This is a genomic window from Listeria rocourtiae FSL F6-920, from assembly GCF_000525975.1.
Lineage (GTDB): Bacteria > Bacillota > Bacilli > Lactobacillales > Listeriaceae > Listeria_A > Listeria_A rocourtiae.
Window position 1 is genome coordinate 1 of record NZ_AODK01000050.1, and the last position, 17,662, is coordinate 17,662.

At 41.8% G+C, this 17,662-nt stretch carries 16 protein-coding genes and 4 pseudogenes; 4 read left to right on the plus strand and 16 right to left on the minus strand.

Annotation, left to right across the window (positions count from 1 at the left end; all coding sequences use genetic code 11):
- Nucleotides 1–155: 155 nt before the first annotated feature.
- From PROCOU_RS13785 to PROCOU_RS13810, 6 genes and pseudogenes are all read right to left on the minus strand, one after another.
- Nucleotides 156–560, minus strand: a complete 405-nt coding sequence (locus PROCOU_RS13785; protein ID WP_036073474.1) for a VOC family protein — start codon at nt 558–560, stop codon at nt 156–158.
- 29 nt (nt 561–589) lie between these two features.
- Nucleotides 590–895, minus strand: coding sequence for a hypothetical protein (locus tag PROCOU_RS13790; RefSeq protein ID WP_036073476.1), 306 nt, complete (start codon nt 893–895; stop codon nt 590–592).
- A gap of 19 nt (nt 896–914) precedes the next feature.
- Nucleotides 915–1,592, minus strand: a complete 678-nt coding sequence (locus PROCOU_RS13795; protein WP_036073478.1) for a histidine phosphatase family protein — start codon at nt 1,590–1,592, stop codon at nt 915–917.
- Between the two features lie 115 nt (nt 1,593–1,707).
- A pseudogene (locus PROCOU_RS13800) lies at nt 1,708–3,130 on the minus strand (peptide MFS transporter).
- Nucleotides 3,131–3,288: 158 nt separating this feature from the next.
- Nucleotides 3,289–4,470: an iron-containing alcohol dehydrogenase gene (locus PROCOU_RS13805; protein ID WP_036073480.1), complete on the minus strand. Its 1,182-nt coding sequence runs from the start codon at nt 4,468–4,470 to the stop codon at nt 3,289–3,291.
- Nucleotides 4,471–4,634: 164 nt separating this feature from the next.
- Nucleotides 4,635–4,937 (minus strand): antibiotic biosynthesis monooxygenase family protein, encoded by a 303-nt coding sequence (locus PROCOU_RS13810; RefSeq protein WP_036073482.1) that lies wholly within the window; start codon nt 4,935–4,937, stop codon nt 4,635–4,637.
- Between the two features lie 172 nt (nt 4,938–5,109).
- Between PROCOU_RS13810 and cbpA the strand changes: the two genes are divergently transcribed.
- The gene (gene cbpA / locus PROCOU_RS13815) at nt 5,110–5,751 is read left to right on the plus strand and encodes a cyclic di-AMP binding protein CbpA (RefSeq protein WP_036073485.1); all 642 of its coding nucleotides are present in this window, start codon (nt 5,110–5,112) and stop codon (nt 5,749–5,751) included.
- A gap of 46 nt (nt 5,752–5,797) precedes the next feature.
- Here cbpA and PROCOU_RS13820 read toward each other — a convergent pair whose 3' ends face one another.
- Complete coding sequence (locus PROCOU_RS13820) at nt 5,798–5,977, minus strand: hypothetical protein (RefSeq protein WP_149023677.1); 180 nt, start codon at nt 5,975–5,977, stop codon at nt 5,798–5,800.
- A 771-nt stretch (nt 5,978–6,748) separates the two neighbouring features.
- Between PROCOU_RS13820 and PROCOU_RS13830 the strand changes: the two genes are divergently transcribed.
- Nucleotides 6,749–7,666, plus strand: coding sequence for an ABC transporter substrate-binding protein (locus PROCOU_RS13830; protein WP_036073489.1), 918 nt, complete (start codon nt 6,749–6,751; stop codon nt 7,664–7,666).
- A 54-nt stretch (nt 7,667–7,720) separates the two neighbouring features.
- Here PROCOU_RS13830 and PROCOU_RS13835 read toward each other — a convergent pair whose 3' ends face one another.
- Nucleotides 7,721–8,881 carry a serine hydrolase domain-containing protein gene (locus PROCOU_RS13835; protein ID WP_424960710.1) on the minus strand — a complete coding sequence of 387 codons (1,161 nt, stop codon included), beginning with the start codon at nt 8,879–8,881 and terminating at the stop codon, nt 7,721–7,723.
- A gap of 269 nt (nt 8,882–9,150) precedes the next feature.
- Here PROCOU_RS13835 and PROCOU_RS13840 point away from each other — a divergent pair.
- Nucleotides 9,151–10,165: pseudogene (locus PROCOU_RS13840) on the plus strand (tagatose-bisphosphate aldolase).
- A gap of 92 nt (nt 10,166–10,257) precedes the next feature.
- Here the strand turns inward: PROCOU_RS13840 and PROCOU_RS13845 are convergent.
- From PROCOU_RS13845 to PROCOU_RS13875, 7 genes and pseudogenes are all read right to left on the minus strand, one after another.
- Nucleotides 10,258–11,214: a tRNA dihydrouridine synthase gene (locus PROCOU_RS13845; protein ID WP_077913462.1), complete on the minus strand. Its 957-nt coding sequence runs from the start codon at nt 11,212–11,214 to the stop codon at nt 10,258–10,260.
- A gap of 105 nt (nt 11,215–11,319) precedes the next feature.
- Nucleotides 11,320–11,713: pseudogene (rpsI, locus tag PROCOU_RS13850) on the minus strand (30S ribosomal protein S9).
- Nucleotides 11,714–11,734: 21 nt separating this feature from the next.
- Entirely contained in the window at nt 11,735–12,172 is a 438-nt protein-coding gene (gene rplM / locus PROCOU_RS13855; RefSeq protein WP_036073495.1) for a 50S ribosomal protein L13, read from the minus strand.
- Nucleotides 12,173–12,381: 209 nt separating this feature from the next.
- Nucleotides 12,382–13,122, minus strand: a complete 741-nt coding sequence (gene truA / locus PROCOU_RS13860; protein ID WP_036073497.1) for a tRNA pseudouridine(38-40) synthase TruA — start codon at nt 13,120–13,122, stop codon at nt 12,382–12,384.
- A 15-nt stretch (nt 13,123–13,137) separates the two neighbouring features.
- Complete coding sequence (locus PROCOU_RS13865) at nt 13,138–13,935, minus strand: energy-coupling factor transporter transmembrane component T family protein (protein ID WP_036073499.1); 798 nt, start codon at nt 13,933–13,935, stop codon at nt 13,138–13,140.
- Nucleotides 13,932–14,804: an energy-coupling factor ABC transporter ATP-binding protein gene (locus PROCOU_RS13870; protein WP_036073501.1), complete on the minus strand. Its 873-nt coding sequence runs from the start codon at nt 14,802–14,804 to the stop codon at nt 13,932–13,934. The genes PROCOU_RS13865 and PROCOU_RS13870 overlap by 4 nt, the downstream gene beginning before the upstream one ends.
- Nucleotides 14,780–15,619: an energy-coupling factor ABC transporter ATP-binding protein gene (locus PROCOU_RS13875; RefSeq protein ID WP_036073503.1), complete on the minus strand. Its 840-nt coding sequence runs from the start codon at nt 15,617–15,619 to the stop codon at nt 14,780–14,782. The genes PROCOU_RS13870 and PROCOU_RS13875 overlap by 25 nt, the downstream gene beginning before the upstream one ends.
- A 346-nt stretch (nt 15,620–15,965) precedes the next feature.
- Here PROCOU_RS13875 and PROCOU_RS13880 point away from each other — a divergent pair.
- Nucleotides 15,966–16,860: pseudogene (locus tag PROCOU_RS13880) on the plus strand (acetamidase/formamidase family protein).
- Between the two features lie 39 nt (nt 16,861–16,899).
- Here PROCOU_RS13880 and PROCOU_RS13885 read toward each other — a convergent pair.
- On the minus strand, nt 16,900–17,535 hold the full coding sequence (locus tag PROCOU_RS13885) for a DNA glycosylase AlkZ-like family protein (RefSeq protein WP_051994420.1): 636 nt from the start codon (nt 17,533–17,535) through the stop codon (nt 16,900–16,902).
- Nucleotides 17,536–17,662 lie beyond the last annotated feature (127 nt).

Here is a 17,662-nt window from a genome sequence, read left to right on the forward strand (position 1 = left end):
CACAAATCGAGCGAAAGCGTTTGTATTCAGGGGATTTGGTGGAAGCCGGAAGCGGAGCATACGACTGTATGTGAGAACCGGAAGTCCGCCAAATCCCCTGAATGCGAGCGCTTGTCGCCGATTTATTCGGGTTATGTCCCAGACACTCTTTTAAATTACCATACCAATTGCCATGTCACGCCAAATTTATCAGTTACCCATGTTACTTTTTTGAACGGTGGCAACTCAATTGGCCCCATCATCACAGAGCCCTCATCAGAAAATGCTGCAAATAGGCGATCGAATTCTTCCTCTTCTTCGCATTGTACCAAAATCGAAGCTGCCCACGAAAATGGCGTTGCGTACTCAGCTTCCATATCCATTACCATAAACGACTGACCACGAATCTCAAATGTACCATTGAGAAGTTTACCTGTTTCTCCGCGATCAGCTTCACCAATGTATGTTTTACCGAACGTCTTCGCATCTTCGCCAAACAACTCCACGTAGAAGTCCATCGCCGCCTCTGCCTCACCGCTAAACGTTAAAAAAGTGGAAACCAATCTGTTTGTTTTATACATAATCTTCATTCCTCCATTTCACTTATTTATTACATCACGCCGATTAATATCAACAGGAAAAAGATAATCCAGAACACAATATATGTCATCGAAATAATAAATCCGATAATCGGTAAAAAATTGCGTTCACGTTCTCTCGCAATACCTGAAATCGATATAATAAGCGTCAAAACCGCTACACCAAAAATCACAATAAACCAATTGTCCGCTGTCACAAAGCTAATCTCCATTGGCTTCATGAAAATCATAACAATACATAGAATTCCTAGTAAAAATGCCAAAAAGCCTAAGAAAGTTGTTCTTTTTTTGATCGGTACTTCTTCCATGTCATTCATCGTTCTTCATCCCTTTATCCTAATTTTTCACAACACCGCGTTCAACATACTGCATATCATTCGCTGACTCCACCGTGTATTGGCCGTTTTCGTAGCTTATTTTAGTTACGCTCGCATTTTCAATTGGCCCATCGACGCGCGTTGGATCAAGCAAAGAAAGCAAGATATTGATAACCATCCCGTGACAAATCACAAGCACGTTACCTTCTCGTTGTTCGCTACAAATCAAATCCAGCGACTGCAACAATCGCTCGGTAAAAATATCCCAATTCTCCGCCATACCAGTCTCATCCATATCGGCCACCGCATCAATCATCACCCGTGGCGCATCATGCTTATGTACTTCAAAAAATGCCTCCACAGAGTCAAATCCGTGCATTTTACTCACCGTTTCCCACATAAACAAATTATATTCGCCTTCAAATTTGCCAAAGCCAAACTCGCGCAACCCCTTCAACTGATTCACAGGCAACTCAAAACCCGCATGTCGCATCACAATATCAGCTGTTTCAAGCGTCCGTCCACGATCACTCGTATAAAGCGCTTCAAATTTAGTATCCGCAAGTCCCCGTCCCAACTGTTCCGCAACGAGAACACCAGCTTCCGTAAGTGGTGAATCTGCCCAACCTTGTACACGTTCTGTCGTATTCAGCATTGTTTTTCCATGCCTTGTCACAAATAAAGTCACTTTCCCCATTTTAATACTGCACCACCGTTTCTTCAAAAGATACCCTTAGTGTATCAAGCCATCACCCGTTTTGCAATGAAAGAAGGCGCTCTTCTTGCAATAAGAAAAACGCCATATCGCGAAATTAATCCACGCCACGCATATATTTTTTCAATAATGGAGCACAGAAAAATAGTAAAATCGCAAAAGCAACCGCCCCAAATCCAAAAATTCCAAAGTACAAGATTTCTGTTTTTGCATTGAAAAATTGCGTTGTCTGGGCATTGAAGGCCTGTGCCATCGAATCCGACAAGAACCAAACACTCATCGTTTGAGAAGCAAATGCTGCTGGTGCTAGTTTAGTAGTAGCCGATAAGCCCACCGGTGACAGGCACATCTCACCCACGATACAGATAAAAAAAGCTCATCACAAGCCACATTGGACTAACTGCGGTCGTTGTATTCCCTGCTAAAATCCCAGGCAACATCATAATCACGAACGATAAACCTGCAAAAAACAGACCTAACGCGAATTTTCTTGGTGTTCCAGGTTGTCTTTTTCCAATCTTCGTCCAAATCCAAGCAAAAATCGGTGATAAAATAATAATAAACATCGGGTTCAACGATTGGAAAACCCCTGGCGATAATTCAAAACTACCAACGCTAAGATCTGTCCGGTTCGCCGCAAATAAGGCTAATGTTGTTGACCCTTGTTCTTCAATCATCCAAAACATGACCGAAATAAGGAACAGAGGTATGTAAGCTGTCAGTCGCGAACGCTCCTCCTTCGTCGTTTTCTTACTCGTCATCATCACGGTAAAATAAATAAGTGGGATAATAACACCCATAATCGTAACAGTCATAATAACCGTCTGCAATGAAAATTCACCTTGAAGCCATGCCACAATAGCTCCTATCAACACAATTCCCGCTAAAATTCCCAATGATAAACCAGTCATTTTCTTTTTCTCCGAACTTTTCAGCGGATTCGGCACCGTTTTTCCAGCGTCGCGTAAATACATTTTTCCAGTAATAACATATACAATAAGTCCCAGAGCCATTCCGACAGCCGCCACACCGAATCCCGCATGATAACTGCTGGCTGAATCAGATACTTGTGTAACAATAAACGGGGCGATAAAAGCACCCAAGTTAATCCCCATATAAAAAATACTAAATCCCGCATCACGTCTTTGATCCCCTTTTGGATAAAGATCACCAACAACATTTGACACATTTGGTTTCAAAAAGCCTGTTCCAATAATGATAAAGAACATCGACACAAACAAAGCCGTTGCGCCACCAGGAAATGATAAAGCAATATGCCCAACCATAATCAAGATACCACCATAAAAGATCGTTCGACGCGGCCCTAAAATCCGATCCGCCGTCCAGCCTCCAATAACACCAGACATATAAACGAGCGAACCATAAATCGACATAATCGCCGTCGCAGTAGCCTGAGAAAAACCAAGCCCACCATCTACAACCGCCGTATACATGTAAAAGATAAGAATAGCACGCATCCCATAATAAGAAAAACGCTCCCAGAATTCCGTAAAGAACAATGTTGCAAGTCCTCTTGGATGTCCAAAAACGTTTTACCACTACTATCTTGAATTGGCCTAACCATGGCTCCCACTCCCCTATTAAAATATACTCTTAGTAGACGCCAAGCCAAAAACATCGCCCAGCGTCCTAAGAGTACAATAAAAATTAGCTGATATTACAAGGCATTTTTATAAATTTCGCGGCTGACATCAAGCGTTTGATCCCCACGCTCCGAAACTGCCGTCAAACCATGTTTTTCAAGTTGAGAAACGAGCGCATCTACAACTTCCTCGCCAAGATCGTAATCACTGAAGTGCGTTGGAGCGCCTAATGACTCAAAGAACTCACGCGTTTTATCAATGGCCGCTTGAATCTTCTCATCTTCCGTTCCATCCGTAATATGCCAAACACGCTCAGCGTATTGCAATAACTTCGCACCCTTCTGCTCTTTCCGAATCTCCAATAATGAAGGCAATACAATCGCAAGCGTCCGTGCATGGTCAATGTGATACAGCGCCGTAATCTCATGGCCTAAACCGTGGCTCGACCAATCGCCTGGAACCCCTTTATTAAGCGTCCCATTCAGCGCATAAGTCGCCGCCCACATAAAGTTAGCACGCAGATTATAATCCTGTTTTGACTCATCCACCACATCTGGGCCTATCTCAATCAGCGTCTCAAGTAACCCTTCTGCAAAGCGATCCTGCACCATTCCACCAACCGGATACGTCATATATTGCTCCATAATATGCACAAACGAGTCAATCACTCCGTTAGCCAATTGACGCTTCGGCAATGTATACGTCAACTGCGGATCAAGAATCGAAAACTGTGGGAACGTCACTGCGCTACCAAAACCAAGTTTCGCCTTCTTCTCCACGATACTCACAACACCGCCACTATTCATCTCAGAACCCGTCGCAGGAAGTGTCAACACCGTACCAAACGGCAAAGCCTCCTTAATCGGAATCCCTTCACCAACGCCACTACCAAAAATATTAATTGGCTCACTATCAAAAAGCGCGCCGGCCGCAACAAATTTCGTTCCATCAATAACAGAACCACCGCCAACAGCTAGCAAATAATTATAGCCATCTTTTTTTACGAGTTCAATCGCACGTAAAAGGGTAGCATATGTAGGATTTGCTTCAATCCCACCAAACTCACCAAATGTGTGCCCACTAAGCGCCTCACGTACCTTTGCAAGCGTACCAAAACGCTCCACGCTACCGCCACCATAAAGCACAAGTACCTTCTTATCGGTCGGAATCAATGTCGCCAATTCACTAATCCGATCCTTTCCAAACACAATATGCGTTGGGTTATAATAATCAAAATTTGCAATTCCTTTATTCATTGTATAAAGTCCCCGCTTTCTTTTTGCCTTATATTTTGTCACGTATCCATATTATCACAAATACCACTATCTGTAACGATTAGACCACTCTCTTAATAAATACACCTTTTCGCATCATTTTAAACAAAAACAGAAACCCTGAAAAAAGATTCCTGTTCCAAATACTATATCATTTCATACGAGCCAGTTTGCCGCGTCACAACCAATTCCGAACCACCGCCTCCGCCAGTTCGTTTCATTTTACGATGAAAATCACGATGCTGCTTCATCCACACCGTAAACTGCTCCTTCGAGGCCCAGCGCGACACATTCATCACCGTCGACTTTCGCACGCCTTCCTTCAACCAAACCTCATATCCTAAAAAACCCTCAAATTCAGCCATTTCTTCCCGATGATGCGCCACAGATTGCAACATTTTCTCCTTGTTTTCTGTTTCAAACTCAATACTAACTGTTTCAATATGCATAACGCCACCCCTATTTCTCATTGATAATCATTATCAGTAATGTTGTTTCCATTCTAAATGACACCCTTATCAATGTCAATCAATTAACACAGTGTTTTCTATACAAATTTAACAACTTGGGTTAGAATAAGAGAGACGTATCCCACACTAAAGAGATTGGAGTGACCGAAATATGTTGATTAAAAATCTTTGTATTCCTAAAATCAACTTAACGACTGTTACAGAAACCGCAACACTCAAAGAAGCGCTGGACATTTTGGAAGAAGCCGGCTATCGTTGCGTCCCAGTTCTAGATAATAAAGGCGAGAAATTCATCGGGAACATTTATAAAATGCACATTTATCGTCATGCCGCTAACGGAGGCGACTTATCAGATCCTGTAACAAGTCTTATCAAAAATAAAACAAAACATATTTGCATTAATTCTTCTTTTTTCGAAGTATTTTTTACAATTAAAGAGTTGCCATACATCGCGGTCCTCAACGAACAAGACGATTTTTATGGTATTTTAACACATGGCAAATTGCTCGGTGTTTTGCAAGACGCTTGGAATATCGATTCAGGAAGCTACGTTCTGACTATCGCAACTGGCGAAGTCCCTGGTTCTCTAACAAAAATCACAAAAATCATCGATAAACATACCACAATTGCCAGCCTGATCACAATGGATTCCCAAGCGGAAGACTACATCCGCCGCGTTCTCGTAACATTACCAGCTGGCATTACGGAAGAAGAAAAGAACTTGATTGTCGCGCATCTTGAACGTAAAGGTTTGCGCGTAATTGAAGTCGAGCATTTGAAAATGAAGAAATAAAAATAGCGGTGTAAAATCTATAGTTACAGATTTTACACCGCTATTTTTATTTTGGACTATAGTATTTATTAATTTGGAAACTCGAATATGCTAATTTCGTCCTCGCACGATTACTATATACTTGAAAAGATGTTTTTATATACACATTGACGGCATCCTTGGCATAGTATTTTTTAGTCACCATCCAATAATTTGCTGCTTTGTATTTAGATAGTCTTGCCGTCATACTCCCCAGTATGGCTCCTACTACCCCTGTTGCGAAAGCATTTGCGATTCCCCCTCCGACAGTTGCGGTCATCCCTCAAACCAAAGCTATCCTTCCATAATAATCCATTTTATAAGGAGTCACTAATATCTTCTTCTAAGACCATATTATCAGTTACTAGATCACTCTTAAAATCTGTAATTTCAGCATGAACACCAGTTAGGCTTATTGATACCATTAAAGAGACAGTCAATAAAATGCTTAAAAAATTTTTTCATAGGTTTATTCTCTCCTTTTTATGTTATTATTTCATTATATAAACAAAATGATACAGGGATTTTTTAAATTATGAATTGTACAAAAAAACTATATTGTATGCTATTTGTCAAGCTTCTTCTTTTGTCGATTTTTGGTGGTACGTATGCCACTTTTATGGGGCTTCGGCTCGTCTATATTGTGGCCATTTTAGATGATATACTTAGTCACAAAATCAACCGTAAAAATTTCTTTACGAAAACGGGGTTACTTATTTTAGGATTCGTATTCTTATACTTTTTTTTCTAAAACAGGAATCTAGGAGAGTATTTAGAACAACTTTACCTACTCGCCTATTTTCATACTCAAATTATAACATTTATATAAAAAAACATTCAAATGGAGTTGTTTTTTACTGAATAACTCAACTAATGTATTTAAAAATGAAAATTTATTTCCCAATCCTCTTGTATATTCCTTAAACTACATCTATAATTATCTTATTGAGAATAGTTTTCAATTACAGGAGGTTTAAGGATGAAGAAAAGAAAATTAATGGCTCTGCTACTCGTTGTTTTAACATTAGGGTTTGCACTTGCAGCATGTGGCGGTTCTAGTACAAGTGATGAGGCAAAGACGGAAGACAAAGCACGCACACTCACTGATGCACTGGATCGGAAAGTTATCATACCAACAACACCGAAGAAAATTGTGGCCATTCAGAACGCGGGTGAACTTTACGCCCTAGATATCAAGCCACTCGCTACAACAGAATACTATATGGGAATCTATCCAGACTTCCTAAAAGGCGTTGAAAATATCGGTGGAGATAAGCCAAATGTTGAGAAAATCGCTTCCCTAAAACCCGATTTAATCATCATTTCTGACTACCAAAAAGACATGTTGACAAATCTGGAAAAAGTCGCGCCCGTTTATGCAACGAAATTCGGCGTAACACCAGACGAGCAACTTTCTGATATCGCTAATTTAGTCAATGCAAAAGACGCCGAAAAGAGGTACCAAGAAAAATACACAAAAGAATCTAAAGAAGCAAAAGCAACACTCAAAGACGCTGGCATTGAAAATCAAAAAGCTGCCGTCGTTCAATTCTGGGGTAAAGAAATCTATATCCACGATCCAATTGTATTCGATGGACTATATACTGGCGCTGGTTTCACACCAACAGAAGCAGCTAAAAAGAACAAAGAAACAAAAGCTATTTCCTCAGAAGCTATTCCCGACTATGTTAGCGATGCCGATCAACTGTTCATCTTGACACCAGAAGGAAAATCTACCGAAGAGCTCAGCACACTGCTAACGGGAATTTGGAAAGACATCCCAGCAGTCAAATCAAAACACGTATACCTTGTCAACAGTGATGAGTGGAGCAACTATACCGCACCATCAAGAGAATACCAAATGCAAGATGCTATCGACAAAGTAACGAGTAAATAACATACAAAAACAGGACTAGATACGCCTCCCAAAACGTTTCTAATCCTGTTTTTTTTAATTGTTCAAAAGCTGGTAAATTCGATTGTTCACTTTACCAAATGACTTAATGTTATTTTGCACATTTGAAAGTAGCACGACGACCGTTTTCCCGCTATGACTAAAGCTATTCGACACGTTCCATCCGCTCAAAACACCGTGACTATTGTAACTTCCTGGATCTTCGTAGAACCCCATTCCATATCCAGAAGCACTTCCCGCCGTGAACATTTTCTCAAAACTAGCATCATTAATCAACTTTCGGTCCGACAAAGCTCGATCAAATAAGTACATATCCGTCGCAGTCATATACATATCACCACACCCATACAGCTGTGATAAATCCGGCAAATACGGCGTCTTATAAGTTCCATCCTTCTGAATCTTATAGCCAACAGAAGGCTTTTTCTCCTTATCGAAAGTCGTATAAATCCCAGAATGCTTCATACCTGCTGGTTCAAAAATCTTCTTTTGCACATAAGTCATTAGTTTTTCACCGCTTAGTTGCTCCACAATGAAAGCTAGTACGCTATAATTCGAATCATTATAGTCCCATTTTCCAGGCTGACGCTTAATTCCTTGCGCTTCAATATCCTGAATCAATTCTTCTGGTGTAATTTTCTCGTTTTTCTCAGTATGTCCAACAATCCCAGATGTATGATTCAATAAATTCCGTAATGTGATCCGGCTCCCATTCGGGAAATCTGGCAGGTAAGTCGCCACCGAATCATCCACATTCAGTTTGCCGCGCTCTTCTAACTGCAAAATCGCCGTTGCAATAACTGCTTTTTGCGAGGAACCAATATAATAAACTGTATCCGGCGTATTAGCGACATCCGTATCCCGATTCGCCGTTTTATACCCTTTATTTAGTACAATTTTTCCCTCACGGTACACAAGCGCCGTTCCACTAAATCCGATACTTTCCAAATACTCATCAATCACCTTATTATCAGCCACGCTCGCCGTTTCCTTCTCGACTTCCTTTTTCGGAGTCACAGGCTTGGCTGGTGCCTTCTTCACCGGTTCCGAATCCTTCTGCTTGTCCGCATTTTCCAATTCCGCGGGAGTTATCCATTTCACAGCCACAAAAACCACTGCCAATAATATGAAAATTAGCCCGATACCAATGTAAAAATCACGTTTCTTTTTATTGCGCCGTTTGGAGGAGCGGCTCATTTGCTGATTTGCCATGCCTTGCCCTCATTTCCTAGTAAAATTGCTCGCTTCGTCCCCACGAATTTCTTACTAATACATTTGCACAGCTCCCACTCAAAATTCTAGACCATTTATACTCAAATTGCAACTAGGTCACCAAATTATTTTGTATACAACTATTTCGATGTTAGAATGGACTTGCAAGGTTGCATCTAGTTTTGTGACCTATCTATCAGGGTATTGTAGTAAGGTATGCGTTCTAATAGAAAAGAAAGAAGGAGATTAGAATTATGGTACAAATTACAAAAGGTAAATTTGATGGCTTACAGAGACTTTCTAACGATAAAGGAATCATTGCTGCACTAGCAATTGATCAACGTGGCTCCTTAAAAAAAAATGATTCAAGAAGCTAAAGGTTCTGAAAGCGACAAAGATATAGAAGATTTTAAACAAATGGTATCCGAAGAACTCACACCATACGCATCTGCTATTCTGCTGGACCTTCAATATGGTACGCCTGCCATTAAAGCTCGTCACGAGAACTGTGGCTTGCTAACCTCCTATGAAAAAACGGGCTATGATGCCACGACGCCAGGTAAACTTCCTGATTTAATCGCTGACCTATCCGCACTCCGCATCAAAGAAAGTGGTGGCGATGCAGTAAAAATTCTAGTATATTACGATCCAGATGAACCCGCAGAAATCAATGAAATCAAATACGCGTTCCTAGAAAGAATTGGCGCCGAGTGTCGTGAAATAGACATCCCTTTCTTCCTAGAGCCGATTACGTACGATGCAAAAATAACAGACTCAGCCAGCGCCGAATACGCGAAACTGAAACCTGCGAAAGTCAAAGCATCGATTAAAGAATTTTCCAAACCGCGTTATGGCGTGGATGTACTTAAATTAGAGGTTCCAGTGAACTTCAAATATGTAGAAGGCTTTGCGGATGGCGAAATAGTTTATACGAAAGAAGAAGCTGGACGCCATTTCGAAGAGTGTTCTGATCTAAGTCCGCTTCCATTCATTTATTTGAGTGCGGGTGTGACAGCAGAACTTTTCCATAAAACAATTGCCTTCGCGAATGAGCATAAAGTGCAGTACAGCGGCGTGCTTTGCGGTCGTGCAACTTGGAAAGACGGTATCGAAGTTTATGGTAAACAAGGCGACGATGCATTACGCGAGTGGTTGCGCACACAGGGCAAAGAGAACATCACTTCACTTGATGACCTTCTAAACACTGGCGCATCTCCTTGGTGGGCTAAGTACGGCTCCTTTGAAGATGTACACGTTGTTGAAAAATAAAAACAAAAAGGATTGGAATCAATGGATTAATCCCCTGATTCCAATCCTTTTTCTTCTTATCTAATTTTTCGTTAGGATTCATCAAGCGCGTGCTACTCTTGAAAATTGGCCAATACTTGTCTCGCTTCCTCGGTCGATTTTGTATCCATTAATCTGATTCTAAGATCATTGGCACCTGGAAAACCTTTAACATAGACCTTAAAGAATCGATGTAACCCAGCAATGGAACGCGGAACCTGATCAGCAAATTCATCTTGCAAATCTAACTGCAATTCCAGTAATCCAATCAATTCTTGCGCTGTGTGTTCTTTCTTCTCTTTTTCAAATGCAAATGGATTTTTAAAAATGCCTCGCCCAATCATAATGCCATCCACGCCATATTTTTTAGCAAGCTCCAAACCTTTTTCACGATCTGGAATATCTCCATTAATTGTAATCAACGTTTTTGGGGCAACACGATCTCGAATCGCCATAATCTGAGGAATTACTTCCCAATGCGCATCGACCTTACTCATCTCTTTACGCGTGCGCAGATGAACAGATAAATTTGCAATATCTTGCTTCAGTAAATGAGTAATCCAGCTCTCCAATTCCTCCAACGCTTCATAACCAATCCGCGTTTTCACACTAACCGGTATACCGCCGGCCTTGGCTGCTTCAATCAATTCAGCCGCCACTTCTGGCCGTAAAATCAGCCCACTACCTTTGCCACGTCTAGCCACATTCGGAACTGGGCAACCCATATTGATGTCAATACCTTTAAAACCCATTTCAGCCATACCAATGCTCATCTCTCGGAAAAATTCAGGCTTATCCCCCCAAATATGAGCCACAATCGGTTGTTCATCCTCCGTAAAAACTAAACGCCCTCTCACACTCTCGATACCATCAGGATGACAATAGCTATCCGAATTCGTAAACTCAGTAAAAAATACATCAGGGGCTGCTGCTGTTTTCACAACATGGCGAAAAACAACATCCGTCACGTCTTCCATCGGTGCTAATACAAAAAAAGGCTTCGGCAACTCTATCCAAAAATTATCTGCCATCATCTACTCTCCATTCCCTTATGTCATGTTTATCCATTGTAGTCAAAAAAACACTCTCCAATTTCTTGGAAAGTGCCTTTTCGAATGTCGATATATAAAAATATATTAACGTTTTGAGAACTGAGGTGCACGACGCGCGCCTTTTAAGTCCTGGTTTCTTACGTTCTTTCATACGTGGGTCACGAGTTAATAGACCTGCACGTTTTAATGGAGAACGATAATCCGGTGCAACTTGTAGCAATGCACGTGAAATTCCGTGACGGATTGCTCCAGCTTGACCAGTATAACCACCACCGTTTACGTTTACTAAAACATCATAGTTTCCTAGAGTTTCAGTTGCAACTAATGGTTGTTTAATAACTTCGCGAAGAGCCGCGAATGGAATGTAATCTTCCCAATCTCTACCGTTGATAACTACTTTGCCATCGCCTGGTACTAAACGTACACGAGCTACTGAGCTTTTACGACGACCTGTTCCATAATATTGTACTTGAGCCACTATATTTCCCTCCTCTTCTAATTATCCGCGTAATTGATACACTTCTGGTTTTTGTGCTGCATGTTCGTGCTCAGCGCCACCATAAACGTGTAATTTCTTGAAAATTTGACGTCCTAGAGAATTCTTTGGAAGCATTCCTTTGATAGAAAGTTCAAGTAATCTCTCTGGATTATTCGTACGTAGGTCACCCGCTGTACGTGATTTCAAACCGCCTGGATATTGAGAGTGACGGTAGTAAATTTTGTCTGTTGCTTTTTTACCCGTTAGAGCAATTTTACCTGCATTAATAATAATTACGAAGTCCCCTGTATCAACATGAGGAGTAAATTGTGGCTTGATTTTACCACGTAAGATTGAAGCTACTTCACTAGATAAACGGCCAAGCGGAATATCTGTAGCGTCAATAACATACCATTTACGTTCTACTTCGCCTGTTTTTGCCATATAAGTCGTACGCATAATTTTCCCTCCTAGATTTTAAGAAAAATGCGATCTGTAAACTGTTCCATAGCCCACGATCTGCTTTTCGATTTGATTTATTAAAAGTTCCATTGTTTTGTTCAACACAACAACCTTCCGGGGCTTATTGTGGGGCAAACAATACCATAGTCAATAATACAGTTTTTATCATCAAAAGTCAATGCGATTACGTATTTTTTTTCAAAACATTACTGGTAATAAACTTCCCATAAATATAACCCTTGTGGTGGCGCCGTTTTTGCGCCTTGAGTACGGTCTCGTGCTTCCAAATTCGCCTTCACCTGCGCTACTGTCAATCTGCCTTGTCCGACATCGAGTAGCGTCCCAACTAAAATCCGAACCATATTATACAAAAATCCATTTCCCTGAAAAGCAAAAATTAGCGTGTCTTCCTCCTCAATGACGTCAATCGAATAAATCGTCCGAACCTTGTCCTCTCGACTCGAACCAGCCGCACAAAAACTTGTAAAATCATGCTCACCAGTCAAAACATTCGCCGCTTTACGCATCAGTGAAATATCTAATTCATATGGAAAATGGAGCGTAAAATGCCGTGCAAAGGGGTCAAAAAACTCTGATCGCTTCACAAAATAACGATATTCTTTTCCAGTCGTCCCGAAACGCGCGTGAAAATCTGACGCCACTTCCTCTACAGAAACAATGCTAATATCATACGGCGTGAAAGTCTGCAAAGCTTTTCTATATTTGATAGGTGGAATTGCAAGTGGTGAATCAAAATGAATCACTTGGCCTTTTGCATGAACACCCGTATCCGTTCTCCCAGAACCGACTATCTTCACCACTTCACCTTTATGCATCCGCAATAGCGCTTTTTCAATTTCCTCTTGCACTGTCCGACCGTTCGGCTGAATCTGGTAACCAACAAAATTGGTTCCATCATATTGAATTATTGCCTTAAATCGCTTCATTTGTCACACCTCTTCTTATGATCGCAGCCAAACTAACAATGCCGTTACAACCAACATCATCACTAGCAAAAATGTATCTGAAAATCGCCACGCAAGCAGTCTAAATTTCGTTCTGCCTTTCCCGCCACGATAACCACGAGCTTCCATCGCTATCGCCAAATCCTCCGCTCGCTTAAAGGCACTGATAAAAAGCGGCACGAGCAGCGGCACAATCGCTTTCATCCGCTCCTTTAGCGGACCACTCGAAAACTCTACTCCACGAGCCTTTTGTGCCTTCATAATTTTCTCCGTTTCATCCATCAGCGTTGGAATGAATCGAAGCGCAATACTAAGCATCAGTGCTAATTCATGGACAGGAAAGCGCACAAATCGCAATAATGCCAACATACTTTCAATCCCATCCGTCAACTCGATAGGACTCGTTGTAAGCGTCAAAAGTGTCGTCATGAAAATAATTAATACAAACCGCGCAAAAATCATCGCTCCATTCATCAAACCAAGGCTCGTCACATGAACCGGACCCCACTCAAAATACGTCGTCCCACCTTGTGTAAAAAACACTTGCAATAGCAACGTCAAAATAATCAGCCAAAACACCGGTTGTAGCCCTTTAATAAAGAACATAAATGGCACACGCGACGCAAATAGTAAACTCAATACAAATACAAATAATAACGCATATGTAAGCCAGTTATTTGCGAGAAACACGATGATAATAAAATACATCACAGCTGTAATTTTTGCACGAGGATCGAGACGATGTAACCATGATTCGCCGGGAATAAAGCGACCGAGAATCATCTTCTCCATCATTGGCTGGCCACGCCCTTTCCAAGGTGTGGTAGCATTTCTCCCACTAATTCATCAATCGTCAAGCATGTCTTACCAAGCTTCACCGCGAAACGTTCTTCAAAACGCCGTTGAAAATGTACCACATCAGGAACCGATAGCCCTAAATCCGTCAACACATCTGGCTCACTAAAAATTTCTCGAGGTGTCGCGATCTGTTGCACTGTACCAGCTTTCATCAAGATTATTTTTTCTGCATAAGCCGCAGCATCTTCCATGCTATGCGTCACGAGAATCGTCGTCAAGCCCTTTGTCTGATGCAGCGTTGCAAACATTTCCATAATCTCCTTACGCCCATTCGGGTCAAGACCTGCTGTTGGTTCATCGAGCACCAAAACCCGCGGATCCATTGCCAAAACACCAGCAATCGCCACACGGCGCATCTGACCACCAGAAAGTTCAAACGGCGAACGCGTCAAAATTTCCTCCGTCAGTCCAACTTCGACAATCACTTTCCGTGCTCTCGCCTTTGCATCCTCTTCTGACACGCCAAAGTTCAGCGGACCAAAACAAATATCTTTTTCCACCGTCTCTTCAAATAACTGCGCCTCTGGAAACTGAAAAACAATCCCAACGCGCTCACGCAAATCACGCAAGCCTTTTTGCTTCTCGCCTGCCTTAATAACACGGTCACCAAGCGTCACCGTGCCCTCTGTTGGCAATAGCAATGCATTCAAATGTTGCAATAATGTCGATTTCCCAGAGCCCGTATGCCCAATAATTGCTGTATAGCTCCCTGATTCAATTGTCACATTGACATCTTGAAGTGCACGCGTCTCAAAAGGAGAATTTTTCTGATAACAAAAACCTACTTGTTCGAATGTAATGTCCATAACTGCTCCATCAACGCCCCTTCCATCAAGCTCCGATCCGATAGCGCAACACCTGACTGCTCCAATTTTTCCTGTAATGATGTTATAAAAGGCACTCCCAAACCGATTCGTCGCATTTCATCCGCCTGTGCAAAAACCTCTCTTGGCGTTCCTTCCAAATGACGCACACCTTTGTTCATCACAATAACCCGATCCGCCATCACGACCTCATCCAAATCATGCGTAATCGAGATTACCGTAATCGACTCGCGCTCCCGCATCACCCGAATTGTTTCCATCACCTCGGCACGCCCGCGCGGATCAAGCATCGACGTCGCTTCATCCAAAATAATCACGTTCGGCTGTAAAGCAAGAACCCCCGCAATCGCCACACGTTGCTTCTGACCGCCCGAAAGACGCGATGGCTCATGTAACGTATATCGTTGCATTCCAACCTCTTCCAACGCGTTCTCCACACGTTTCACCATCAAATCATGCGGAACTCCGTGATTCTCGAGACCAAACGCCACATCATCCTGTACCGTCGCACCAACAAACTGATTATCCGGATTTTGAAATACCATTCCGACCTGCTTGCGAATCTCCCAAATCGTCTTCTCGCCTAGCTTGAAATGACCAATTTTAACCATTCCCTCCGTTGGAAACAACAGTCCATTCAAAAGTTTCGCAATTGTTGACTTACCTGAGCCATTATGACCAACCAGTGCCAACCACTCGCCCCTTTTCACCGTAAAAGAAACATCCTTAACCGCAAAATCATTCTCGTCCTCATATTTATAACTAACGTGATCTAATTTGACAAAACCATCCGACATCACGTACACCTCACTCTCAAACAATCCTATACCATGCCTATTATAGTACAAAAAAACAGCTCACGCAAAGGAAGGTTCTCCCAAGCAATGACAACTACAAGTCACATCCATTTTCCAACTCCATTGAAAAATGCATCAAACTCGTAGTATATCACTCTTCTAAATATAGTTATAATCCTTTAAGCAAAAACATCCCGAAAAAGCAAACAATACGACTCAAACTGTTCACAATATGTCCATGTACTTCGATTTAGAGAGATGCTATACTTTATCAAAGTAACCAAATTAATAACATTATTCATTGTTACTTGAAGTACTACAAATACAGAAGAAAGGAGAATTTTTGATGCATCCCATGACGAAACAACACGTTATTTATGCAATGGATAAGAACGCAACACCAAGCATGACAGTTGATAACGGTGCAGTTGTAACTATCGAAACATACGACTGCTTTGAAAACCAAATAAGATCCGAATATCAGCCATTCCACCGACTTGATTGGAGTCGAGTGAATCCAGCAACTGGACCTATCTTCATTAAAGACGCAGAACCTGGAGACATACTGGCTGTAACTATAGAGAAAATTCAATTAATTGGCGATGCAACCATGCTAACAGGACCAGAGTTAGGCGTCCTTGGCGATGATCTAACAGAGAATACTATTCGTCGCTTTCCAATTGTAAATGACAAGCTTATTTTTTCAAAAGAAATTGCCATTCCTCTAAACAAAATGATTGGTGTTATCGGCACAGCACCAGCTGGAAACCCCATCTCATGTGGCACGCCAGAAGCACATGGTGGCAATATGGATTGCAAAGAGATTAAAGAAGGTATAACACTATTCCTTCCCGTCAATGTCTCTGGCGCCCTGTTAGCCATTGGTGACGTACATGCCGCAATGGCAGATGGTGAAGTATCCGTTTCAGGCGCAGAAGTATCTAGCCAAATCACGATGCGGCTCCAAGTAGTTAAAGAAAAAAAACTGGCCAACACCAAGTCTAATCAGTGAGGATAAAATTATCACGATTGCTTCAGCACCAACACTTGATGAAGCTAGCAAAATCGCAACAAAAAACATGGTTCAACTTTTGACAGATGCAACTAGAGTAACGACATCCGAAGCCATCATGCTATTATCATTAGCTGGTGACCTACGAATCTGCCAAGTTGTAGATCCAAACAAGACCGTACGTATGGAACTACCACTCCAATATTGGTCTGAAAACCCATTTTTATAACCATCAAACACAATCGAGGAGTCATATCGGTTGTGTTTTTCATACATACACCACCTCCTGCAACTGCTTCCCTAGAAACAGTGCTAAACGCTCTGCCTCAGCCGCAATTCGCTTCCGATCCTTCACCGAAATTCGCCCAAAAGCATAACAAGTAAACCTTATAGTCTCGCCTTTTATAGCATAACGCCATGTTCCGCGAATCTCTCCATCAACCAACACTACTGCCTCGATCTGACCCGCCGCCCGCCAAATCTCTTTCTCATACCTAGTGTCCGCCAGCCATCCTTTATCTGCAAAACTTACAAACAACGGATCAAATTTCCCGAGTAACTTCACCTGTGGCATTACATCACACTTGGCAAAATCCATATGTCCCTCCGGATAATAATAAACCTTCCCATCAACGTCAAACCGATCCAGGCAATCCTCAATCCTGCGAAAAGCATTTATAAAAGCATAATTGGGAAGACCACTCCAATGCTTAAAATCAGCCAAAGTAGCAGGACCATAGCAAGTCAAATACCGGTGTAAAAAACGATCCAGTTCGTACCCATCCAAGTCAGCTAACCATTCCTCAGTCGAAATTCCATCCACCCATTTTCGATGTGCATAAAATTTCGTACTAGGTCTTTCCGGCACAGCATAAATCTGACCCAGCAAAGAAGATTCAATCAAGACTCCACCCCAAGTCATCAATTTTTTTGGCCTGATTTCCCATCAAAACAGCCAACTCCTCCTTTGATACAAAGCGTTGTGACCTTCCAAGCACATCGATTCGGTCCAATAACTCATCCAAATCAAC